Raw genomic sequence first — 24400 nt, 5'->3', positions numbered from 1 at the left:
GTGCACTTACATAACAGTTTTATTGATAGTTCAGCGTAATAGATAAGCACTTTTAGCTTTTATCATCCAAATTCACCCGTTGCGAATACTGTTTTAAGTTCAATTCTAGATGTTGCTTGCGCTTCCTCTGTTGATACAAATGTATTGCCCCTTCAATCACCAGTACCAACACAGCCAACCAAATTGGGATATAGGTTAACCATTCATCTGCCCCGATTTTTTCTCCAATCAGCAAAGAGACCAAGGCCAACAAAACAGGTTCCAAATAGCCCAGTAAACCGAAAATAATTAAAGGTAAATAGCGACTCGCAAGAATATAACTACCTAGCCCAATGGCACTGAGCAAACCTAGCCCAATCACCACCAAGATCAAACTCGGATATTCTAAAAACTTGAGATAAGGTGTATCCCCTGTTTGGGTAAAGAAAATCGCAACAGGAAGAATCAGTAAAAGATCCCACCAGAACCCACCTAAATTATCAGTTTGAATCTTTTTGCGAAGAATAAAATAAGCTGCGTAGCCCAAAGCAACAAAGGCAGTTTCCCAAGCAATACTGCCTAAACGCCATACCTCATGTCCGACACCAAATGCTGCGAGTAATACCGCAACGTACTGCAACTTTGAAAGCTTTTCACCATATAGGATACTTCCAGCCAACACCAAAACCAGAGGTAATAGGAAATAACCCAATGAGACCTGTAGCCCACGACCATGCATAGGTGCCCACAAAAACAGCCATAACTGCGCTGATGTCAGTACCGATGTAATGATTAAAAGTAGTAATAACGAGGGCTGCGCGACAATTCTTTTAAAGACGTGTTTGATATGACTTAAATCACCACTGAACCACATAAATAGCGTTAAAACGGGCAAGGTCGCAATGATGCGCCAACCAAAGGTTTGTTCACTATCAAATGCACCAAGCAATTGGGTATAAAAATACAAAACCCCAAAAGTAACTGAAGCCAAAACTGAATAAGCAATTCCTTTAAACATTTTAGGCCTCTAATTTTAGGGAATCTTCCAAAATACGTGATTTATCCACTATTTAAAATTAAAAAAACCATGCAAGCATGGTTCTTATTCAGTATATCGTATTTATTTAATGATGTTCAGGATAAATCACATCACCAACATCATAACCTAATGATTTAGCATAATTTAAATATTCATGAATAATTTCTTTTTTGGGATTAGGTATCCGTGAAAGTACCCATAAATATTTACGGCGCGGTTCTCCAACCAGTACCGTTTGATAATCAGCATCGAGTTTTAAAATCCAGTAATCACCCCGGATCACAGGGACCCAACGCACGACCTCTGGCAAGAAACTTACTCGCAATTTAGTATTAAATGGTGCATTGGCAACAAAAGCTTCACCCACACTTTGCTGTACGTTGCCTTCACTGTCATAACACTTGTTATCAACAACAATATTGCCATTTTCATTTAAGGTATAAGTCGCGGTGACGTTATAAGCGCATTTACGCTCAAAAAACATTGGTTTTCGCGCGACTTCGTACCAAACTCCCAAATACTTATCGAGTTCAACTTTATCGACTGTCGATAACGGTTTTGCTTGTGCATAAGCAATCGTTCCAACAGCCAACCCAGTTAAGACAGCCCCACCAATCGCAATCTTTGCAAGGCGCCAACTCGCTTTCGGGAAATTTTTAATAAAAGGCATGAGAAATCCTCAAAACAGTAATTTGTTATCAATAGTCATATAGTTAGCAATTTAAAATAGCTTACTTTGTGAACAAAAACTGTTGCGATATGTATCCCTTTTGAGGATTTCTCTGTTTGATTATGACTGCAACATATGTGCTTTGAGACGAACAATCTCATCACGTAATCTTGCAGCTTGTTCAAACTGGAGCTCTTTCGAGGCTTTTAACATTTCCTTTTCCAGTTTGCCAATATGCTTTGCAAACAGTTTTGGGTCTGATAACAAATGCTGTTCATCTGCACTGATTGCCTGTGCTTGCTCAAGCACTTTTTCATCAATTTCATCATCACTGAGTACTTCACCCGTATCGATTTCCTTGATGGTTTGGCGCACCGCACTACGTGGTGTAATACCATGTAATTCATTAAATTCAATTTGTTTATTACGACGGCGATCTGTTTCATCCATCGCTTTACGCATTGAATCAGTAATACGATCAGCATATAAAATCGCTTTACCTTTGACATTACGTGCTGCACGACCAATGGTTTGAATCAATGAACGTTCTGAACGCAAGAAACCTTCTTTATCGGCATCTAAGATTGCAACCAAAGATACTTCTGGCATATCCAGACCTTCACGCAGCAAGTTAATCCCAACCAATACATCATGCACGCCCGTACGTAGTTCGTGAATAATTTTGACACGCTCAACCGTATCGATATCTGAGTGCAGATAAGCCACTTTAACGCCATATTCTTTAAGATATGAGGTTAAATCCTCAGCCATACGTTTGGTCAAGGTTGTAACCAATACTCGCTCGTTGAGTTGTTTACGAATATTAATTTCAGAGAGCACATCATCCACTTGGGTTAATACCGGACGCACTTCAATTTCAGGATCAATCAAACCTGTTGGACGTACCACTTGCTCAACAATTTGCTCTGACTTTTCCAACTCATAATGTGCAGGCGTTGCGCTGACAAAGACCGTGGTTGGAACAATCCGCTCCCATTCTTCAAATTTCATTGGACGGTTATCCAAAGCACTTGGTAAACGGAAACCATAATTCACCAAGTTTTCTTTACGTGAACGGTCACCTTTATACATCGCCCCAATTTGTGGAACGGTCACATGTGATTCATCAATGATCAGCAAGGCATCTTCAGGGATATAATCAAACAAGGTTGGCGGCGCTTCGCCTGCCCCACGACCAGAAAGGTGACGTGAATAGTTTTCAATACCGTTGGTATAACCCAACTGCTGCATCATCTCTAAGTCATAACGCGTACGCTGTTCAATCCGCTGCGCTTCTAATAATTTGTCATGCTCTTTGAAAAATTTGAGCTGATCTTTCAACTCATCTCTAATGGTGTCAATAGCACGAGTTAAATGATCTTTCGGGGTCACATAATGACTCTTTGGATAAATGGTCACACGCGGCACTTTACGCACCAATTTTCCAGTCAAAGGATCAAACCAACGAATCGAATCGACTTCATCGTCAAATAATTCGACCCGTATCGCGTCTTTATCCGATTCCGCAGGGAAAATATCAATAATTTCACCACGGATACGATAGGTACCACGTAAGAACTCCAGTTCATTGCGGGTATATTGCATCTCTACTAGGCGACGAATGATCTCATCGCGACTAACACGATCGCCTTGTACGATATGCAACAGCATTTGCATATAGGCATTTGGATCACCCAAACCATAAATTGCAGAAACTGAAGCGACAATAATGGCATCACGACGTTCTAACAACGCACGTGTCGCAGAAAGACGCATTTGGTCGATGTGATCGTTGATTGCAGAATCTTTTTCAATAAAGGTATCTGACGAAGGCACATACGCTTCGGGCTGATAGTAATCGTAATAACTGACGAAATACTCAACTGCATTATTCGGGAAAAAAGCTTTAAATTCACCATACAACTGAGCCGCAAGGGTCTTGTTATGTGCCATGACAATTGTTGGACGTTGCGTCTGAGCAATCACATTGGCCATGGTATAGGTTTTACCCGACCCTGTTACCCCAAGCAGTAATTGATTACGAAAACCTTGGTCAATACCACTAACCAATTTCTCGATTGCCTGAGGTTGATCTCCCGCAGGTTGATAATTGGTGACTAACTCAAAAGGTTGGTTTTCGCTCATATAGAGATACTCAACTGATTGGATGGCTATTTTCACTTTCTAATGGGGGCAACAAACTGCTTTTTAAAGTCTAACGATACTTTTGAATTGTTATGCAATTTCCAACACAGTCAAATCAAGAGATTGCCCTAGTCTTTAAAAAAGCGCGCAATTTATACTTATAAACCTAAAAAACTTAACAGAATGGGGTTAAATTTCAATCTCGTTTTGATATTAGTTGTTAACTACAACTCCTAGACAATACATCACAGTATCAAAGACTCTGCCAAGAAAGCCATGATATATATTTTAGTGCTTAGCAATACTTGAATCTAATCGTCATTGGAATAGCGTCACTCAGAAACATGTCTTGAATAAATTAATCTCAAGCAAGACTTGACCCGCTACGCAATCAACTGCAACATGGACTTATACTCGATTTCAATGATAAGAATATGACTTACCAATATCACGATGAAACAATCGTAACGGAACTCCCAGAAGATACGGTCTTTGTTTTTGGTAGTAATTTAGCAGGGATACATGACAGCGGTGCGGCCCGTGTCGCGGCACAACATTTTGCGGCAGTCAAAGGTGTTGGTCGTGGCTGGGCTGGACAAACATTCGCAATTCCAACACTGAATGAACACTTACAACAAATGCCATTGGCTCAGATAGAGCATTATGTCGAGGACTTTAAAGTCTACGCAAAACACCACCCTAAAATGAAATACTTTTTAACGGCATTAGGCTGCGGTATTGCAGGTTATAAAGTATCTGAAATCGCCCCATTATTTAAAGGCATTCACTCCAATGTGATTTTTCCAGAATCTTTTCGCCCCTATATCGAAGAAGATGCTGTTTCACAATTTCCAGACCTAACTGCTGATGCGGTACATGCTTTTATTTCAGATAAGGTCATTTTCTATTTCGATCATGGCTACGAGTCTTTCGAAGAAGCACTCGATCAAACTCAGTTAACTGCAGCTGAAAAAGCCATTGCTTTAGTTGTTTTAAATGAAGAGCTGTACCCACGTGATCGTTATGGTCGCGGTCGTGAACATGAAATCAACGACATTTTAGGCAAGCTCAATGGCAAAATTTTCAACTTCCATAACAATGCTGAAGGTGCAATGACCTTTGTGAGTGTAATTATTGCCTTGATGGAACTATATGATATTGATGAGTATGATTTTCTCAAACTATGGCGTGGTGAACTAAAAATACAACACCCATTAAACCGCCATTAATAAGAAAAAAAGCCAATCAGATTGATTGGCTTTTTTATTAACGCTTACCCATCGAACGACGTGTACCGCGTGGTGGCATCCAAGTGCGATCAGCATATTGTTCAGGTTTTGGACGAACCTGATTATGCGTTGCATCCTCAGCATCATCCTGAGCAGATGGCATTGGAAAAGGCAATTTCACCAAAGCTTTTTTGGCTTTAGGTTGTTGGGTTCTCATTGGAATTCTCTCGAAATCTAGATTTCTAGCCGCATATTGTAATAGATTTTTGCGCTTTTGATAAAAATAAAATATGTAAAAAAACACAATGATTCTAATGCTTAAAATTTAGTAACTTTTTATGCGATTCTGGCAAGTTTCAGCCACAAAGAAGTCGATTTAGGCTAAGATAACCTGCTTTTTATTTTTTAATCCCATAAGAAGGAATAATGCCGTGGACGTACGTCTCTCTGATCGTGTCAATGCCATCAAACCGTCCCCTACACTTGCAGTGACCAATAAAGCCGCTGAGCTTAAAGCTGCTGGTAAAAACGTGATTGGTTTAGGTGCAGGCGAACCAGACTTTGATACCCCTCAACACATCAAAGATGCTGCAATTGAAGCGATTAATAAAGGCTTTACAAAATATACAGCTGTAGACGGTACTCCAAGCTTAAAAAAAGCAATTATTGCGAAATTCAAACGCGATAATAATTTAGATTATCAAGCCAACCAGATTCTGGTGTCTTGTGGCGGTAAGCAAAGTTTCTTTAACTTGGCACTTGCTTTGTTAAACAAAGGTGATGAAGTGATCATCCCTGCACCTTTCTGGGTAAGCTATCCAGATATGGTGATTATTGCTGAAGGCACACCCGTAATCGTGAAATGTGGTGAAGAACAACGCTTCAAAATCACACCAGAACAGTTAGAAGCGGCAATCACACCAAATACTCGTCTAGTGGTATTAAACAGCCCTTCAAATCCAACAGGTATGATCTACACCAAAGCTGAGTTAGAGGCTTTGGCAGAAGTATTACGTCGTCATCCACAAGTATTTGTTGCATCTGATGACATGTATGAACCAATTCGTTGGGAAGATGAGTTCTACAATATCGCGACTGTTGCACCAGACTTATATGACCGTACCATTGTTTTAAATGGCGTATCTAAAGCCTATGCAATGACAGGCTGGCGTATCGGTTATGCAGCAGGCCCTGCAAAAATCATTGGTGCGATGAAAAAGATCCAATCACAATCGACTTCAAACCCAACTTCAATTTCGCAAGTTGCAGCTGAAGCTGCATTGAATGGCCCACAAGATGTACTTGAGCCAATGATTGAAGCGTTTAAACGTCGTCATGACCTCGTTGTGAGTGGCTTGAATGACATCAAAGGGATTTCTTGTCTTCCTGCTGATGGTGCTTTCTATGCCTATGCCAACATCCGTCCATTGATTCGTGCCAAAGGCTTAAAATCTTGCACAGAATTCTCTGAATGGTTACTGGAAGAAACAGGTGTTGCTGTTGTTCCTGGTGATGCATTTGGTTTAGGCGGTTTTATGCGTATCTCTTATGCGACTGCTGACGAGGTTTTAGTTGATGCTTTAGCACGTATTAAAAAAGCAGCTGATTCAATTGAAGGCGTTGATGCCGCAATTGCGTCGATTGCAGCAGAAAAAGCTGCGAAATAATTTTTCTGCAATAAAAAAGAAGCTTCTCAATGAAGCTTCTTTTTTATCTCTTAAATCAAAATCTTCAATACAATTAGAATTTCCTACAAGCTACACTATTCCGCAGATTCACCACTAAAAAGTGCAACGACCTCCGCTTCAGTCATCTTCTTGGTCGAATTTTGAAAAGCATAAAACTCAGGCTTACAATCAATATAGATTTCTAGATCGAGATTTAGATCTTTTGGTGACTCATTCAATGCAAATGCATTGATATTGCAATAATTCTGATCTTTAGTCCGCCAAAATAAATTGGTACCGCAGGCATTACAGAATCCTCGCTCGCCCCAAGCCGATGAGTTATAAACAGAGAGATGATCTTGTTTTAAAAATTTTAAGCTGCCCTGTTTAACATCAATCGTCATAATCACACCACTGGTCTGTCGACGACAAATCGAACAGTGACAGGCATGTACATCATGATTACTTAATTCGACTTCAAATGTGGTTTCACCACAAACACACTGTCCTTTCATTATAAATTTACCTTTTATTCAAAATTGTTATTTATGAATTATCCTTAGCATAAAACAAAGCAAGCATGCTGCAATCAATAATTTGTAAAACATGATATGGATCGATGAACTGTATTGACAGTCTCTGATGGAAAGACTACGTTATACACAAGTTCCTTTTTAGAACTATATAGGAAAAAATATGAAACACCCGAAAGAAATGAATGGACTTGAGTTTTTAACCGCGATGTGTGAAGGGAAAATTCCACCTGCCAGTATTAGTGAAACCATTCCGATGCAACCCGTAGAAGTTGCAGAAGGATTTATCAAATTTGAAGTTCAAGCAGATCAACGCCACCTTAACCCGCTGGGTGGAGTACATGGTGGTTTTGCTGCAACCGTACTTGATTCAGTGACAGGCTGTGCTGTTCATACGCTTTTAGAAGCAGGCGTCGGTTATGGCACCATTGATCTAAATATTAAAATGTGTCGCCCTATTCCTAAGAATCAAAAACTCACAGCGATAGGCAGCATGATCAATATCAGTAAAAATTTAGGTATTTCTGAAGGTAAGATTGTCGATGCAGATGGCAAACTTTATGCCCATGCAACCGCAACCTGCATGATCATTCGCCCATAAGCATAGATTAAGCAAATGGGCTATTTCATCATAGCCCTATGCAATGGCCTTATTCGCTTGAAAGTTTTTTGGTCGAATACATAAATGACTAAATACTGCGTATTGCCAAATGCTTTTCACTTGTACTGAAACAACCTTTTGCTCTGCCACAGACCAAGCCAAAGCAGTGTTTGCACCTAAAAATAATTCACCACCAAGTTGAAATAAATATAAAGGTGCGTGCTCGTCGACAGTTGATGTATTTTTTTGTGTGAGTAGATCTTTTGCCGTTTGAATTTTCCACTTATTACCAAACCATAATTGCAGTAAATCACCCAGATACAAGGCTTGTTGCTTAAACGGAAAAGTATTTATAAATGAATGTTCAACTGGCGTGTAATACTGCGCAGCATCTTGAATAATTTCGAGATAATGTTCTTGATAAAAAGACAAATTTGAAAAAATAGATTGAATATTTAGAATAGTCATTTCGACCTCCAGTTTAGCCATTTTAGTGCTGGCAAGTAGGGTTAAATCCACACTGTTTAGATAAATATCTAAACGCTCTTTCTAATTCGAATCTAGCAATAGCCTGTTCAAAGTTCAAGTTATTTTTCCTACTTTATCGTAATTGTGCAAATAAAAAGCATACGATGCAAAAATGAAAGAAACATGACAGTTTTATCTTGACCAATTTTAAAAGCTGCCTATAATGGCACTCAGATTCTCCCATAGCTCAGTCGGTAGAGCGACGGACTGTTAATCCGCAGGTCCCTGGTTCGAGCCCAGGTGGGAGAGCCAAGATTCTAAAAAGCCCAGATCATTGATCTGGGCTTTTTATTTTAAATAAACAAAATACCCTTATAACGACAATTACGATTATTTTGTTCATTTCATGTTGAGTATCGTATAAATTTCGACCTACCATATTATTTTAACTATAAGATAAAAATTAATGATGTTGTTAAGGAAAACACATAATGAAAAAACTTCTATTCTGTTTAATCGTCTTTTGTAGTCCAGCAATGGCCGCCCAAACCACTTGGTATGCTGGTTCCTCTTATAAAGGCACGGTGACTGTACCAATTGAAAGTGGTCCCAATGTCGTCTGGAAATGTAATGGTCGTGTCTGTAGCATGTCTGGCCCTTGGGGCAATGCACTCTCCTTAGATTCTTGTCAGAGTCTGGTCTTACGTATCGGTAAGATTAATTATTATAAAAACTCAGCAGGCGCAATCTGGAATGCCCGCTCCACTGAATTGGCACAATGTAATCAAGTTGCACGTTAATACTCAACATTTTTGTTAAGCGATTATTATTCATACTGATTTTACTTGACGGACTGCCATTTAGGCCCTAAAATTCGCTCCAGATTCTCCCATAGCTCAGTCGGTAGAGCGACGGACTGTTAATCCGCAGGTCCCTGGTTCGAGCCCAGGTGGGAGAGCCAAGATTCTAAAAACCCACTCTTAATTGAGTGGGTTTTTTATTTGCTCTTTGATAAATACATGTTTGAATCGAATCACTTCTTATTTCTAACGATTGGTTTTATTAGTACAGCTATCTTGCTTTTTAGCTGTATACGCCCTTTCTTTCCCAAACAAAAATTCTTTGCTCGACCTGTCATCACATCATTTGAATCAAGAATGTTTGTACGATTACAACAGGCCTTTCCACAGCATCATGTACTTGCGCAGGTAGCCTTTAGTGCATTGATTACTAGTGATCACTATAAGATCCGCAGTAAGTTTAATCGCAAGGTGACAGACTTTGTGGTTTTAGATCAGCAGATGAATGTTTTGGCGATTATTGAGTTAGATGACCCGAGTCATTTAGGCAAAGAATTAGAAGATCAAAAGCGCGATCAGATGTTACAAGAAGCAGGCTATCAAGTACAACGTTATACGGAGATTCCATCTATAAAACAGCTACAGATGGATCTCCGATAGTCAGCTAATTTAAGAAAAATTATTCCGCCTTTGTCGCTTGTTCAGCATTTTTCTGCTGTTCAAATTTCTTTGCCATTTCAGCGCGTTGCTGGTCATATTTTTTCTTGGTTTGCGCATCACTTTTCGCAGCAACAAAGGCCATACCTACAATAAAAATTGGAATTAACAATCCCAAACTCATTAATAACCAAGGGATTGATTTTTTCTCAACAGGTGGCTGGCTCATAAGTGATTTAAACTCAAATTGCATGGCTTTAAACTGTGCAACAATATAACAAAAAAGAGCCCCTATAAAGAGACTCTTTTTAAAAGTAAATTTCTTCTAAATAAGCAAAGAAATCTTAGAATTTACCAGTACAGTGAGGGCTTTGGCTGGCATCCTTCTGCGCATCCGTCAATACGATACCTGTACCTGCTGACATATTGGCTTGGATAAAGCCATAAGCATCCGCATTTTTACATACAATCGCTTGAGTATGACTCGCTCCAACAACTGGCACGAATGTGACTTTAGTACCCAATGCAATCAATCCTTTTTGCAAGGAATCTGTCACTGGATAAGGCACTGCCATATCTAATGTCCCCTGAATAATCATTACTGGACTGTTTATTTTCTTGGTCGCAGGTTGATTATCTGATAGGAATTTTTTCACTGTTGGATTTTCTTGGAAGTTACCCGCTAAGCCCGGATAGTCCAAAACAGTTTTAGTGGTATCTTTGCTGATAAAGTCACGAATATCTGCTGCAAACTTATTATGCAAATCATCTAAACAGATGCCATTTTCACCTGTCGTACCTTCGGCGAATTCAGCAATTGAGCGAGAACGTTCCTGAAAAATTTCCCGATAATTAAATTTAGAATCATAAGCAGTAATACCAACAGTGGTATATGCAGCATAAGCAAGCAGCTCTGCATAGACTTCAACCGCTGTACCTACTGGTGCAAGACCAGCCTGTTCTTGCTTAAGAATATTTGCAATTGCCTGTGGTGCAACAACAGAGATGATATAACCAAGGCTCGATGCAGGAGCGCCCGCAACCGCACCTTTGTAATTTGCATCATTATTTGCAAATTCAGCAGTACCCAATGAAGCATGACCACCTTGAGACTGACCAATAGACATCCATTGTCCATTGAGTTTCGCCCCATAATGATCTTTTGCTGCTTTTACCGCTGCAATCGCAGATTTAGCTTCACTACCCAAGTTTAGATATGGATGAATTCCTGGAGTCCCCAAACCTTCATAATCTGGCGCAATCACCACATAACCCGCCGCCAATAAAGTATCAGCGAGGATTTTAAAGCGAGGATTCACAGTATTATTACTTGGTGCACAGCTATCACCTACCCCAACCGTACCATGCTCCCAGACCACCACTCTATAACCATCAGCTGGCTGAGCAACTTTAGGGAACATCACCAATGCGGTTGCTTTGGCAGTGCGACCTTGAACATTCTCTATGTTATAAGTCATTACCTTGAGTGATGAGGCATTATCCACTTTATCCTTAGAATAAGTCGTTTCAGACAGATAGGTTTTATTCGAATCTACCCCGGTATAATCATCATCATTGTCATTACACGCTGTTAAAAATAATGCAGAAATCGAGAAAGTAACTGCTAAAGCAATGTTTGACCGTTTCATAAAATATCCTTTTAGTCCTTATCTTATTTTTGTGCATGAATCTACATGCCGTATTATTAAGGCATAAAAAAAGTGCCCTGCATAGGACACTTTTCAACTATTTAGTCAGATTAAAATATTAATTCTAAAAAAATTCCAAGAAAAATAATCAGTCCTACCCAACGATTGTGACGAAATGCCCAAAAACAAATTTGTGGATCACGATCTTTGGTTTTGAAAGCTTGATAGGCAAAATCTACCGCAACGATCAACAACGCAATCAATCCAAACGGTAACAACAGATTTTCTAAATATAAAGCCCCACCGATCAGCAACAAACTGAGAATCTGGAGTAACCCGATAATTTGTATATCGTAACGACCGAATAAAATCGCTGTCGATTTCACTCCAATTTTTAAATCATATTCTCGATCGGTAATCGCATACTGAGTGTCGTAAGCCACCGTCCATGCCAAATTACCAAAATATAAAAGCCAACAGGTTAAATCTAAGGGCTTCCCCATCGCGGTAAAAGACATGGGAATTCCCCATGAAAAAGCCATCCCTAAAACCACTTGTGGTAAGTGTGTATAGCGCTTCATAAAAGGGTAAACAAATGCCAGTACTAGACCTGCTAGGGCGCAATAAAACGTTGCAATCGGTAGAAAAAATAAAGTACACGCACTTGCTGCAACTAATCCCAAAAAAACATAAACCGCTTCGCGTGGACGAATGATGCCAGTGGCTAATGGGCGTGTTTTAGTACGCTCTACATGAGCATCGACTTTACGATCAGCGAAGTCATTAATCGCACAGCCCGCTGCACGCATAAAAATCGTGCCCAAAACCATCGCAATGAGAATCTGCAATGGCGGTAAACCACCAGCAGCAATCCATAGTGCCCACATGGTTGGCCAAAAGACCAGTTCTGTACCTACAGGCTTATCAAAACGGCATAGATAGTAATAGGCTTCTAAACGTTGCCGCCATGTTGTGTGTTGCACTGTTTCCATGATGAATCCTTAGAGTCAATGCTGTCGAATAAACTGTTCAAATGCGGGAAGAAATGTTTCTTGCACAATAAATTTGCAGCCATGCCAAGTATAGCAACTTTGTCTGGTCCAACCTTCTTCAAGATAAATAACCCGCCTTTCGCAGGCAGGATTGGTTCGTTGAAATAAAAACCAACCAATAGGCTTATTACGAATATGCCGAAATAATCGTGCTTTCTTATGTAAGCTTAAAATAGGAAAGATACTTTTTGCTTTTACCCAAGCTTCTGTTTCACTACCATAAAGATTGGTTTCACGTACCCATGCAATATGGTGTGCTGGCATTTGCATCCACTGGCTATCGTTAAAGGTGAGTCGTTGAAAATGCTCTTTTGTCCGTTCAACATGAAACTCCCCCTCACCCAGATCAGTCAATTGCTGAGTAAGAGAACCAGATGCATACAACCATTTTTTCATTTCAGTTGGGATCTCTCGTCCCTTAATTCTGTTTGGTCGTAAATTTCGCATGCTTGGCTCACTAAAAACATCGCGATTAGTGTACATGAATTTCTTTGGAAAAACGCATGACTTTCAATTGAATCAAAAACATAAAAAAAGCTCGCCGAAGCGAGCTTTTTCAATCTGTATGTATTACAGGCTGTAGTACATATCAAATTCAACTGGGTGAGTCGTCGTGTTAAGACGGCGCACATCTTCAGTTTTAAGTTCGATATATGCATCAAGCATTTCTTTAGTGAATACACCACCTTTCAACAGGAACTCATGATCCGCTTCAAGTGCAGCAATCGCCATTTCCAAGTTGTGAGCAACTGTTGGGATTTTTGCTTCTTCTTCAGGAGGAAGATCATACAAGTTTTTGTCAGCAGCTTCACCTGGGTGAATCTTGTTTTGAATACCATCAAGACCAGCCATTAACAATGCAGCAAAACCTAAGTATGGGTTCATTAATGGATCAGGGAAACGTGCTTCGATACGCTTGCCTTTAGGGCTAGAAACGTAAGGAATACGGATAGAAGCAGAACGGTTACGTGCTGAGTAAGCAAGCATAATTGGTGCTTCGTAGTGTGGAACCAAACGCTTATAAGAGTTTGTACCTGGGTTGGTAATCGCATTCAACGCACGCGCGTGCTTGATTACACCACCGATGAAGAACAATGCCATTTCTGATAAACCAGCATATTCGTCACCAGCAAACAAGTTCTTGCCATCTTTAGAGATTGACATGTGAACGTGCATACCAGAACCGTTATCACCAACCATTGGCTTAGGCATGAATGTCGCTGTTTTACCATATTGATGCGCAACGTTCCAAACTGCATATTTGAACTGTTGAACTTCGTCCGCTTTACGAACTAAGGTATTGAAGCTCACACCAATTTCTAATTGGCAAGATGCAACTTCATGGTGATGTACTTCTACACGACCAGGACCCATGATGTCTTCGATACGTGCACACATTTCAGCACGCATGTCTTGATGAGAGTCAACTGGAGGAACTGGGAAGTAACCGCCTTTAACACGTGGACGGTGACCTGAGTTACCTGCTTCGTAGTCTTTACCTGTAGACCAAGCAGCTTCTTCAGCAATCAATGTGTGGCGCGCGCCAGACATGTCGATGTCCCACTTCACTTCGTCAAAAACGAAGAATTCTGGTTCTGGACCGAAGAATGCTGTATCACCGATACCTGTAGATTTTAAATATTCTTCAGCACGACGAGCAATCGAACGTGGGTCACGCTCGTAACCTTGACCAGTTGAAGGCTCGATAACGTCACAAGTCACAACAACTGTAGGCTCAGCAAAGAACGGGTCAAGAAAACCTGTTTCAGCATCTGGACGTAAGATCATGTCAGAAGCTTCAATGCCTTTCCAACCTGCAATTGAAGAACCATCAAACATTTTACCGTCTTCAAATGTATCTTCATCAATGGTATCAGCTGGGTAAGTTACGTGCTGCTCTTTACCCTTAGTATCAGTAAAGCGAAAATCGACCCATTTTGCGCCACTTTCTTTGATGAGTTGAAGGACCTTGTTCGCCATGCTCATTTGCTCCAATGAAGTTTTTATGCACTTGTTAAGTGCGTGTTAGTTGTTGATGTATAATTAGCAATTATCATACCAACAATTTCAAAGCATACCTAAAACATTGAAATTCTTTGCAGAAAAAATGCTTTAGGCTCCCTGTCCTATGCCTACTATAATGTCTGCATTTAAAAATGCACCATATTTAAACATTCCTATTTTAGCTCGTCCCCAAAAAAGACATAATGAACCAAAATAGTGCAATACATATAACAAAGAACCAATGTAGTGCCAATTACGCTTTTATTATTCGCGTAAATTGGCTTTTTATATCATTCTTTTCAAGATCATTCCAATCAATTCATTTAGACTTTCGATTCACTTTCAGTTTTTTTTCTCAAGTGTTTCAATTACAAAAATTTATTATCAATTACTAACTCATTTCAACAAACAAAATTAGCCTTTTATTCAGCCTTCAATGCTTTCAAAATTTCCCACATTAATGATCCGTTTTGTTATGATGATTTCCCGTTATCGCTAGAATAATCTTTTCTCTATTCAAGATAGATGAAAAAACACAGCGCTAAGATTGGTTTATCTAATTCAATAGCACAATTAAGTGCATATCTTTCAAAAGGTTATAATCATGCTTCTAATGATTGACAATTATGACTCATTTACTTACAACATCGTTCAATACTTTGGCGAGTTGAATCAAGAAGTAAAAGTTGTTCGTAATGATCAAGTGACATTAGAGGATATTGAGCGATGGCAGCCAAAATATCTGGTGATTGGCCCGGGTCCTTGCTCACCGAGTGAAGCGGGTATCTCTATTCCAGCCATCAATCACTTTGCTGGCAAAATTCCTTTGCTTGGCGTTTGCTTAGGTCATCAAGCGATTGGACAGGCTTTTGGTGGCAATATCATTCGCGCTAAAACAGTGATGCATGGCCGCCTATCCGATATGCACCATAGTGACAAAGGGATTTTTAGCAACTTGCCGTCGCCTTTTGCCGCTACACGTTACCATTCACTGGTGATTGAACAGGAAACTTTGCCTGAATGCTTAGAAGTTATCTGCTGGACCAATCAAACAGATGGTACGATTGAAGAAATTATGGGTGTCAAACATAAAACACTTCCTGTGGAAGGTGTGCAATTCCACCCTGAGTCTATTTTGAGTGAACACGGCCATCAAATTTTCAAAAACTTCTTGGATATTTATGCTTAATCTCAAGATTTAACAATACTAAGCATCTAAACAGCCTATTTTTATAAGTAGGCTGTTTTTATTTTGAACATATAAAAACAATATATAACTCATACATACTGCACAAATTTTCAGCATTAAAATTAATCTGAAAACTTACACTTAAAAACAAGTCATTCTTTTTCAATAATTAATCCACTTTTCACACGTTATAAAAAGTAAGTTCAATCCTCAATTTCTGTTTTGTCTGATTGCATTTTACTTTTTTAGATTAACTATAGTCATAGGAATGATTAAGTTTCAGGGCGGCTGGATGATAGAATCTAAGTCATTGTTCTTAGCATTCCCCCTGAATGATCTATCAGGATAACCTATTGTGAATACCTTGGTTTTATTGAATATTATTGTTTTCGTCCTGCTCATGGCAGGATTGTTTTTTAGCTACCGTAAAGATTGGAGTCTCTCCAAAAAAGTTCTGATCGGTATGATCGTAGGTATCTTTTTTGGTTTAGCCCTTAAAGCGGTCTATGGTGATAACCCTGTTATTGAACATTCAATTGCATGGATTAACCTTGTTGGTAATGGTTATGTACAACTATTACAAATGGTGATCATGCCACTGATTTTCATTTCAATTTTAAGTGCAGTGGTGAAACTACATCAAACCACGTCTCTTGGAAAAATCAGTGTACTCGTGATTGGTATCTTGTTAGTGACCACGGCTATTGCAGCACTTGTCGGTGCTGGAATCACCAATTTATTCGGCTTAACGGCTGAAGGACTGGTACAAGGCACCAAAGAAGCAGCACGTCTGGCAACCATCCAAAGTCAATACATTGGGCAAGTGACAGATTTAGATGTTCCAAAGCTCTTGCTTTCACTATTCCCTCAAAACCCATTTGCTGATTTAACCGGTGTTCGTCCAACAGCGATCATCAGTGTGGTGATTTTCTCTGCATTTTTAGGTGTGGCAGCACTTAAACTGATGGATAAAGACACCGTCAATGGCGAAAGAATCAGACACGGGATTGAAGCGCTGCAAGCCTTGGTGATTAGTCTTGTCCGCTTAGTGATGCAATTTACGCCTTATGGTGTATTAGCATTGATGACTAAAATGGTGGCAACAGCAAATGTAGCCGACATCGTTAAATTAGGTGAGTTCCTCGTTGCATCTTATCTTGGACTTGCAATCATGTTCCTCGTACATGCGCTGATTTTGCTGTTTGTACGTGTCAATCCAATCGACTTTTTCAAGAAAGTTTTTCCTGTTTTAACTTTTGCATTTACCAGTCGTTCAAGTGCCGCGAGTATTCCACTCAATATTGAAGCACAAACCAAACAATTGGGTGTGCCTGAAGGTATCGCCAGCTTCTCGGCTTCCTTTGGTGCAACCATTGGTCAAAATGGTTGTGCTGGTTTATACCCTGCGATGCTGGCGGTTATGGTTGCGCCAACAGTGGGTATCAATCCACTTGATCCGTTATGGATTGCCCAATTGGTTGTGGTGGTGACTCTCAGTTCGATTGGTGTAGCTGGCGTTGGTGGCGGTGCAACCTTCGCTGCTTTAATCGTCCTCCCAGCCATGGGCTTACCGATTACTTTAGTTGCGCTATTGATTTCAATTGAGCCATTGATTGATATGGGCCGTACTGCTTTAAACGTCAACGGTTCGATGACTGCAGGCACAGCGACCAGTCAATTACTCGGTGTCAGAAATCCACAGCCCGATAATGATGCTTAAAACACACTGAAAATAAAAAAGCCAACGCATCATCGTTGGCTTTTTTATAACTGAATAAATTACAACTTCAACTGTTGCACGAGCGAACCATCTTGTTTCGCCACTAAGGATTCACACAGTTGAATCCGTTCCTTGGTTTGATTTAAACCACGCTCGACTCCGACCAACTCTTTTGTTCTCGGTGCAAAGAAGGCATTCAACTGCGTCGCTTCTTGTTGTGTACAAGCTGCACCACTAAACAATGCAGGGAAGCGTCCAGCAGAAGACTTACCTAAACGATCAAACACAGCATCGTGATTGGCCTTAAACCATGACCAAAGTCCGCCTTGTTCACCGCTATAGCTATTGATTGAGTTAATCACGGTACGTACTTCACCAACTTTCACACGTGGGTCTAAAACTAACTGACGTGCCTGCTGACGTGTTTCCACCTGATTTGCTGAGCCTAAGGCAGTAAGCATCGCCAAACGTTGGGTCGGTTGCGTGATGTGTTGTAACTCCCCCGCTAAACGATCAAAGGTAGGCTGCCCTTTTTCTTGTACTCGTACAGCTAAAATCGTTGGTAAAAGCTCGGGGGGTAATGTTGCAAAATTCAATTGCTTTTGAGCGAATAGAGCGTCGGATTGTTTTAACAATTGCTCACGCACTTCTGGCACCTGAATTTCCAATGCAAGAAATTGGGCTAACTCACTACGCCACAAACTATCCTCAGCAGACTCACCTGCTTTGCTCGCATAACCCAATTGATTTAATTTGGGTAGATATAAATTCGTGAGCACTTTTCTAAAATGCTCACGTTCTGCCTCAGTCTTCAGCACATGGCGCTGGATTGTACTGAGCTGCTGAAACAATGCCGTACTAATCTGTCGGCTATTCGAGTTCGCAAACTTCTTCGCCACATCCACCACCGCCAACAGGTTAATATCACCATGGTTAAATGCCGCTGAAACAGCATAGGCATAGGCCAATTGTTCAGTATTAGAGAGTTTTTCTGTAGCGGCAGTCAGACGAGCAAGTTCTGGTTCAGGCAAACTAAATTGGTAATAGCCTGCTGCATCTGCATTTGGAATATACCAACTGTTAATACGTGCACCTTTGAGTTCAATTTTAGCTTCCGCTTGATCGATTAACTCACATTGAACTTTACTTGCTGCATTGGGAACTTCATAACGTACGCATAACGGTACCCCCCAAAGACTGTTGGCATCGCCTTTAGAACCAACAGGTAAGTAACGCGTTTGCTTCACATTTAAAAAGACTTTATTGCCTTGTTGCTGCAATGAGGTACTCAGCAAAGGTACGCCCGGTTGATCAATAAAACTTTTCACCGCTTTGCTAAAACGCTCAGCTTGACCAGACTGTTCTGCAAGGGAACTAATTAAATCATTGGCTGTGGCATTACCATATTGATGCTTGTGAATATAATTACGCACCCCTTGTTTGAATTTGTCTTCGCCTAGATAGCTCTCAAACATATTTAAAACAGCTGCACCTTTTTGGTAGGTAATGCCATCAAAAGCCGTTTGAATATCGGCATTGCTTAAAATTGGCTGACGGATACGGCGTACACTGACCAAGCTATCACTTTTCATCGCCCCTGCAGTATCAACGACACGTTCAAGATCAGCGTTAAATTCAGGATGTAATTGTTGGGTAATCTTACTTTGCATCCACGTGGCAAAAGATTCATTCAACCACAGGTCATCCCACCACGGCATGGTCACCACATCCCCAAACCATTGATGTGCCAATTCATGCGCATTGACATTAAAAGAGCTTTGTACAAATGACACGGGAGAGTCTTTATCCAGTAGCATTAGATAGTCTCTAAATGTAATCAGTCCGGGATTTTCCATCGCACCCGCCGCAAAGTCAGGTGCAGCAAGCAAATCTAGCTTGTCGAATGGATATCCGAATGCAAAATAATCTTCTAATGTTTTTAAAATTGCGGGAGTTTCAGACAAGGCATGCTGCATTTTTTCAGCCTTAGCATCGGGTGCAAGACCTCGTAATTTGATCGCCTGTTTACGCCACTCAGTCGCACCAATATCAGGACCTTGTTGTACTTGCCAAGGACCAACCGCCAATGCCAGTAGATAGGTTGGTAGTGGTTTGGTCGGGGCAAAGCTTAAAGTTTTCCAACCCGATTTTTCGGTCTGTTCAGAGACTTGATTTGTATTGGCAAAACCTGAATATTTACTTGGTATGGTTAATCGAATATTAAAGGGTGTTTTAAAACGTGGCTCATCAAATGATGGAAAGGATTGACGTGCACTGATCGCCTCCATTTGAGTCATGACATAAGGTTTACCCTCAAACTCAATTTTATAAATACCGTCCAGTTGCTGATCATAATCGGCATTGAAATCCAATACTAAGCTGTACTGACCTGCTGGTAATGTCTGGGCAAATTTAATCAGACTGACACCATCAACTTCTGAAGCTTGCTCATATTTGGCCGTGGTTTTCTGTCCAGCTGCGGATAGGATGTTGGCCTCTTTTACCGATAAAGATTTGCCATGAATCCAAACATGATCGGTTGCTTGGGTCAGTTTTAAATGAATGGTGGTTTTACCGGTATAACTTTTTTGTGCAGGATCAATTTTAAAATCTAAATCATAAGATTCGGGTATGGCCCATTCAGGCAATTTGCCGATTGGAATTTGTTCATTGCTATTTGATGCAAAAATCTGGGTTGCAGATAATGAAAGTAATGTTGTAAGTAGCAATTGTTTTTTAAATGAAGGTTTGACCAACATAGGAGATCTGTCCTCTGTAGTTTTTAAAATAAAAAGACGCAGCAAATGGTGTACCACTTCGCTGCGTCCACACATCATTGTTAGAATTTATAATTAAACTCCAACCAACCCTGACGGCCGATTGGTGAATATGATCCTACTGGATAATATGGCCATCCGCCTGTGTCATCGTGTTTCACTTTGTCAAATAGGTTATTCACAATGATTGATGCAGAGGCCTTGGGTGAAATTTGATAAGTTCCACTCCAATTGACCAAATAAGTCGGGCTTAAGTAAGCTGTTTGATTACCGTTTGGAATCTTGCCGTAGCGATTGACTAATACGGTTGATGCCCAATCACCGAGACTCCAACGGAGACTGGTATTAAAGCGGTCTCGCCAATCTGGAATGGTTAAGTCTTTTAAATAGTTATCTTTCTCGCCATCTTTTGATTGTTGATATTCACGTTCAAGCACACGGCTATAATTCACCGTCCACAGGAAGTTACCTAAATTTTCTGTTTTCCAACGCCATTTGCTGGTGAAATCAATCCCACGAGTATGATCTGAGGCAGCATTGATCGGAACAATATTGATATTGTTGATCACATTTGGATCAACCACTGCATTTGTAGGATTGCGCTCTACTCGTGCCAACGCATCAACACATTGTGCCGAATTGATATCTTGTGCACCCAAACGACAATCAGCTTCTAAACGTAAAATCTTATCTTCACTTAAATTGGTTACCAGATTATCAATTTTGATATCCCAATAATCGACGGAAATATCAAACTTATTGCTTGGAGACCAAACAAAACCTGCACCATAAGATTTGCCTTCTTCTGGCTTTAAATCTTTGTTGCCCGTTAGTGTGTAGTTCGCACCAGGCGAATAATCTTTAAAGCTACATTTATCTAATGCTTGTCCCGTTTGGCTACAACGTAAATAATCGGTGGTACTTGGGAAATACCCTCTTTGTTTATTCAAAAACAGATAGTTCATATCTGGTGCACGAAAACTGGTTGCGTAGTTGCCTCGCACCAATAAGGTTGGATGTGGTCTAAATTCTAAGCCTGAACCAAATGTGAATTTATCAATACTACTATCTGACAAAGCATAACGGTCATAGCGTCCAGACAAGGTGAGGTTGAGCGGTTTAGCTAAAGGTAAGAATAATTCCGTACCTAATGCCTGACGGGTACGTGCCCCACCATATTCACCACTGGAAGTGGCATTATAGAAGTCCCCATTTTCCACCGCCTTATCGGGTTTGATTTTAAAACCTTGGCGTCCAATTTCTGCCACAGCAGCAAGCTTGGCCGTTCCTGCAGGCAATTCAAACACATCACCATTTGCACTCAGGGTTAAACTCTGTGCCCAAGACTTGTCGTTTTCCTCAGTTGTGCCTGAAATGCTTCTAAACTCACTAGCGGTCAGTGGCCGACTGATACGATCTAAATGCGGGGAATAAATTGGAATACCATCTTGATCTGTCCCCAATTGCCGACCTAAGAAATATTCATCAACATTCGAACGTACCAGCCCTTGTTTACGTAATTGACTGGTATAAATCGAGCCATTATAGGCTGCTTCATAACGCCAGCTACTGTCTCCAATATCGCCACGGATACCAAAGTTCAAATTGGAGGAGAGTTCTTTCCATTTTTTATTGGCTTGCTCGACACCACCGAGTTCTTCTGGTGCAAAACGTCGTGTCCAGATTTCATAATTTCCTGTGTCTTGATTGAGGAAATAGCCACTACTTGCGCCTAAAGAAGTCCATGTCGGGCCACGAGTATTGTTTTCAATTTGATTGGCACCAATCAAAACATCCGCGAATAATTGAGTTTTCTCATTCAGCTCATAATCTAAACCGAGATAACCATTTTGGCTGCGATTCTTGGTTTGAACCGTCCAATAGGTCGGTCTGGCTAAACCACTGGCACAATTATCGGTCCCCGCTTTTCCAATATTTTTTACTGAGCCTTTAAATAGATCATCAAATGCCTCACAGCCATTAATTGAAAGATATTGGCCTGTCTTGGCATTTTTACGTCCAACGATCGTGTCTGGCTTTTCCCCTCGAAGCGTTCGGCTCGACATGAAATCTCGGTCAGCCGCCCAAATTGGTTCGCGCCCACTCAGTTCAACACCATAAACCAGATTGAGCTTGTCCAATGTTTTACTGCCACTCAATTGTAGACGTAAATTTTCACCACCTTCTTTAGTGCCACCTGCCTTGATATTGAATTGTGTCCCATCAGTTTTCTTTTTCAGGATGATATTGACTACACCCGCAATCGCATCTGAACCATAAATCGCGGAAGCTCCACCATTTAAGATTTCAATGCGGTCAATAATCGCAGTCGGAATATTGGCTAAATTGACAAAATTCACAGCGCCGTCATAAGGCACTGGATAATCTGCAACTCGGTGTCCATTAATTAAGGTTAAGGTATGGTTCGGCCCTAAACCGCGCAAACTAATCGCATTGGCTGCGGGAGTAAAAGTATTGCCATAATCCGCGCCTTGTACAAAACCTGTGTTTTGCGTCAGGTTATTCAAGGCATCAAAGGCATTACTAAAACCGTGTTTCTCGATATCGGCTGCGGTAATCACGGTCACACTGGTTGGGCCATCTTTCTGGGCTTTGGATATACGTGAACCTGTCACCGCAACATGCACCACTTTATCCGATGTTGTCGTTGTTTGTGGCTGTTCTACATTTGTCTCCGCATGGCTCTCTAATGGATGAAGACATGCAATAAAGACAAAAACAAAACAACCTTTGTTTTTAACAGCCCCAAGATATTTCAAGTAATTTAGATACATATTTATGAATGAGTAAAATGAAGACCGCCCTAATATATCTACTTTTATTTAGTTGATTTATACACATTTTTTATAGGGATATGTGTGAATAAGATATACCAAATGGTTGATTATTTATCATAAAAACTAAAATAACTCCCCCATAAAATAAAACCTTTTTCATTCAATCACTCCCAGTCACAAATTTACCAATGCGCCTAAACGGGTTAAATTTTAAAAACTCTCTAGCCACAACCCAAATCTTGAGTTATTTTCTGCTAACATAGCCCTTTAGCGGGTGGGACACACACCACATAAAGCTGAGCTATCCTTCATCATCAACCACTTTCATCCAAATTTTTTAATCATTAAATGCTGTAACTCATGACTATGAATATCCAACAGGCACTCAATAACATTACCAAGAACATCCATCTGACCCAGCCACAAATGGAAGATGTCATGCGCAGTATCATGCAAGGTGAAGCCACTGATGCTCAAATCGGTGCGCTAATGATGGGCTTGCGCATGAAGGGTGAAAGTATTGATGAAATTACAGCCGCTGCACGTATTATGCGTGAATTCGCGATTAAAATTGATGTCAGTGATATTCCTCATCTGGTAGATATCGTGGGTACAGGTGGTGATGGTCAAAACTTATTTAATGTTTCAACCGCTTCAAGTTTTGTGATCGCTGCTGCGGGAGCAACTATTGCGAAACATGGTAACCGCGGTGTATCAAGTAAATCAGGTTCTTCTGACGTGCTGGAACAGATTGGCATTCAACTTGATTTAGACATGCAGCAAACAGAACGTTGTATCCGTGAAATGGGCGTAGGTTTCCTGTTTGCGCCAAATCACCATAAAGCCATGAAATATGCGGTAGCGCCACGTCGTGAATTGGGCATTCGTAGTATCTTTAATTTACTTGGTCCACTCACCAACCCTGCTGGCGTAAATCGTTTTGTAATTGGCGTATTCTCAGATGAACTTTGCCGTCCCATTGCTGAAGTATTAAAACAGCTTGGTGCCGAGCATGTACTGGTGGTGCATTCTAAAGATGGTTTAGACGAGATCAGTCTAGCTGCGCCAACCGCTGTGGCTGAGCTTAAAGATGGCGAAGTTACAGAATGGACGTTGAACCCCGAAGACGTTGGTATCGCCTCTCAAACACTCACCGGTTTAGTCGTCAATAGTTCAGAAGAAAGCTTAAAGCTAATCAAAGATGCTTTGAGTCGTGACAAATCAGACGTAGGCGAAAAAGCAGCAAATATGATTGCACTCAATGCAGGTGCAGGCATTTACGTCGCAGGTATTACCAAAACCTATAAACAAGCCGTTGAGCTGGCTCAAGATATTCTTTACGGCGGACAAGCCTTAGAAAAAATGAGTATCTTGGCTGAATTTACCAAAACATTGAAACAATATCAGGCAGACTAAGGACTTC

20 protein-coding genes, 2 tRNA genes and 1 pseudogene are annotated in these 24400 nt (G+C 40.6%); 10 read left to right on the top strand and 13 right to left on the bottom strand.

The window, feature by feature from the left end:
* Window positions 1-52: 52 nt before the first annotated feature.
* The 3 genes from rarD to uvrB all read right to left on the bottom strand — a co-directional run bounded on the left by rarD (window position 53) and on the right by uvrB (window position 3833).
* Entirely contained in the window at window positions 53-997 is a 945-nt protein-coding gene (rarD, locus tag F902_RS07705) for an EamA family transporter RarD (RefSeq protein WP_005202442.1), read from the bottom strand.
* A gap of 106 nt (window positions 998-1103) precedes the next feature.
* Complete coding sequence (locus tag F902_RS07700) at window positions 1104-1688, bottom strand: lipocalin family protein (RefSeq protein WP_005202441.1); 585 nt, start codon at window positions 1686-1688, stop codon at window positions 1104-1106.
* Between the two features lie 120 nt (window positions 1689-1808).
* Window positions 1809-3833 carry an excinuclease ABC subunit UvrB gene (gene uvrB / locus F902_RS07695; protein ID WP_004808507.1) on the bottom strand — a complete coding sequence of 675 codons (2025 nt, stop codon included), beginning with the start codon at window positions 3831-3833 and terminating at the stop codon, window positions 1809-1811.
* A gap of 434 nt (window positions 3834-4267) precedes the next feature.
* On the opposite strand from uvrB, the gene F902_RS07690 reads away from it, so the two are divergent.
* Window positions 4268-5062 (top strand): A1S_2505 family phage non-structural protein, encoded by a 795-nt coding sequence (locus tag F902_RS07690; RefSeq protein WP_005202440.1) that lies wholly within the window; start codon window positions 4268-4270, stop codon window positions 5060-5062.
* A 37-nt stretch (window positions 5063-5099) separates the two neighbouring features.
* On the opposite strand, the gene F902_RS07685 is transcribed toward F902_RS07690, so the two are convergent.
* Entirely contained in the window at window positions 5100-5279 is a 180-nt protein-coding gene (locus tag F902_RS07685) for a hypothetical protein (RefSeq protein ID WP_005202439.1), read from the bottom strand.
* 214 nt (window positions 5280-5493) lie between these two features.
* On the opposite strand from F902_RS07685, the gene F902_RS07680 reads away from it, so the two are divergent.
* Window positions 5494-6729 carry a pyridoxal phosphate-dependent aminotransferase gene (locus tag F902_RS07680; protein WP_004808509.1) on the top strand — a complete coding sequence of 412 codons (1236 nt, stop codon included), beginning with the start codon at window positions 5494-5496 and terminating at the stop codon, window positions 6727-6729.
* 95 nt (window positions 6730-6824) lie between these two features.
* On the opposite strand, the gene F902_RS07675 is transcribed toward F902_RS07680, so the two are convergent.
* The gene (locus F902_RS07675) at window positions 6825-7244 is read right to left on the bottom strand and encodes a GFA family protein (RefSeq protein WP_005202438.1); all 420 of its coding nucleotides are present in this window, start codon (window positions 7242-7244) and stop codon (window positions 6825-6827) included.
* 181 nt (window positions 7245-7425) lie between these two features.
* Between F902_RS07675 and F902_RS07670 the strand changes: the two genes are divergently transcribed.
* On the top strand, window positions 7426-7863 hold the full coding sequence (locus F902_RS07670) for a PaaI family thioesterase (protein WP_005202437.1): 438 nt from the start codon (window positions 7426-7428) through the stop codon (window positions 7861-7863).
* Window positions 7864-7899: 36 nt separating this feature from the next.
* On the opposite strand, the gene F902_RS07665 is transcribed toward F902_RS07670, so the two are convergent.
* Complete coding sequence (locus F902_RS07665; protein WP_005202436.1) at window positions 7900-8331, bottom strand: hypothetical protein; 432 nt, start codon at window positions 8329-8331, stop codon at window positions 7900-7902.
* A gap of 236 nt (window positions 8332-8567) precedes the next feature.
* Here F902_RS07665 and F902_RS07660 point away from each other — a divergent pair.
* The 4 genes from F902_RS07660 to F902_RS07645 all read left to right on the top strand — a co-directional run bounded on the left by F902_RS07660 (window position 8568) and on the right by F902_RS07645 (window position 9791).
* Window positions 8568-8643, top strand: a tRNA-Asn gene (locus tag F902_RS07660).
* Window positions 8644-8822: 179 nt separating this feature from the next.
* Entirely contained in the window at window positions 8823-9131 is a 309-nt protein-coding gene (locus tag F902_RS07655) for a DUF8200 family protein (RefSeq protein WP_005202435.1), read from the top strand.
* Between the two features lie 85 nt (window positions 9132-9216).
* Window positions 9217-9292, top strand: a tRNA-Asn gene (locus tag F902_RS07650).
* A gap of 58 nt (window positions 9293-9350) precedes the next feature.
* Entirely contained in the window at window positions 9351-9791 is a 441-nt protein-coding gene (locus F902_RS07645; RefSeq protein ID WP_017402421.1) for a DUF2726 domain-containing protein, read from the top strand.
* A gap of 19 nt (window positions 9792-9810) precedes the next feature.
* Here F902_RS07645 and F902_RS07640 read toward each other — a convergent pair whose 3' ends face one another.
* From F902_RS07640 to glnA, 5 genes are all read right to left on the bottom strand, one after another.
* On the bottom strand, window positions 9811-10017 hold the full coding sequence (locus tag F902_RS07640; RefSeq protein ID WP_005202434.1) for a hypothetical protein: 207 nt from the start codon (window positions 10015-10017) through the stop codon (window positions 9811-9813).
* 115 nt (window positions 10018-10132) lie between these two features.
* Entirely contained in the window at window positions 10133-11437 is a 1305-nt protein-coding gene (locus F902_RS07635) for an alpha/beta hydrolase (protein WP_005202433.1), read from the bottom strand.
* 110 nt (window positions 11438-11547) lie between these two features.
* The gene (gene ubiA, locus F902_RS07630) at window positions 11548-12429 is read right to left on the bottom strand and encodes a 4-hydroxybenzoate octaprenyltransferase (RefSeq protein ID WP_005202432.1); all 882 of its coding nucleotides are present in this window, start codon (window positions 12427-12429) and stop codon (window positions 11548-11550) included.
* A 15-nt stretch (window positions 12430-12444) separates the two neighbouring features.
* The gene (locus F902_RS07625) at window positions 12445-12936 is read right to left on the bottom strand and encodes a chorismate--pyruvate lyase family protein (RefSeq protein ID WP_005202430.1); all 492 of its coding nucleotides are present in this window, start codon (window positions 12934-12936) and stop codon (window positions 12445-12447) included.
* 123 nt (window positions 12937-13059) lie between these two features.
* Window positions 13060-14475, bottom strand: a complete 1416-nt coding sequence (gene glnA, locus F902_RS07620) for a type I glutamate--ammonia ligase (RefSeq protein WP_171057879.1) — start codon at window positions 14473-14475, stop codon at window positions 13060-13062.
* A 622-nt stretch (window positions 14476-15097) separates the two neighbouring features.
* Here glnA and F902_RS07615 point away from each other — a divergent pair.
* On the top strand, window positions 15098-15682 hold the full coding sequence (locus F902_RS07615) for an anthranilate synthase component II (RefSeq protein ID WP_005202428.1): 585 nt from the start codon (window positions 15098-15100) through the stop codon (window positions 15680-15682).
* Between the two features lie 355 nt (window positions 15683-16037).
* Complete coding sequence (locus tag F902_RS07610; protein WP_005202416.1) at window positions 16038-17402, top strand: L-cystine transporter; 1365 nt, start codon at window positions 16038-16040, stop codon at window positions 17400-17402.
* Between the two features lie 59 nt (window positions 17403-17461).
* On the opposite strand, the pseudogene F902_RS07605 reads toward F902_RS07610, so the two are convergent.
* Window positions 17462-20234: pseudogene (locus tag F902_RS07605) on the bottom strand (M1 family metallopeptidase).
* Between the two features lie 7 nt (window positions 20235-20241).
* Window positions 20242-22974, bottom strand: a complete 2733-nt coding sequence (locus tag F902_RS07600; RefSeq protein ID WP_005202411.1) for a TonB-dependent receptor plug domain-containing protein — start codon at window positions 22972-22974, stop codon at window positions 20242-20244.
* A gap of 369 nt (window positions 22975-23343) precedes the next feature.
* On the opposite strand from F902_RS07600, the gene trpD reads away from it, so the two are divergent.
* On the top strand, window positions 23344-24393 hold the full coding sequence (gene trpD, locus F902_RS07595) for an anthranilate phosphoribosyltransferase (protein ID WP_032812186.1): 1050 nt from the start codon (window positions 23344-23346) through the stop codon (window positions 24391-24393).
* The last annotated feature ends 7 nt before the right edge of the window (window positions 24394-24400 follow it).

The sequence above is a fragment of the Acinetobacter higginsii genome (assembly GCF_000369525.1).
Taxonomy (GTDB): Bacteria; Pseudomonadota; Gammaproteobacteria; order Pseudomonadales; family Moraxellaceae; genus Acinetobacter; species Acinetobacter higginsii.
The sequence above is the reverse complement of the archived record's forward strand: the minus strand, read 5'-3'. Positions and strand labels throughout refer to the sequence as shown.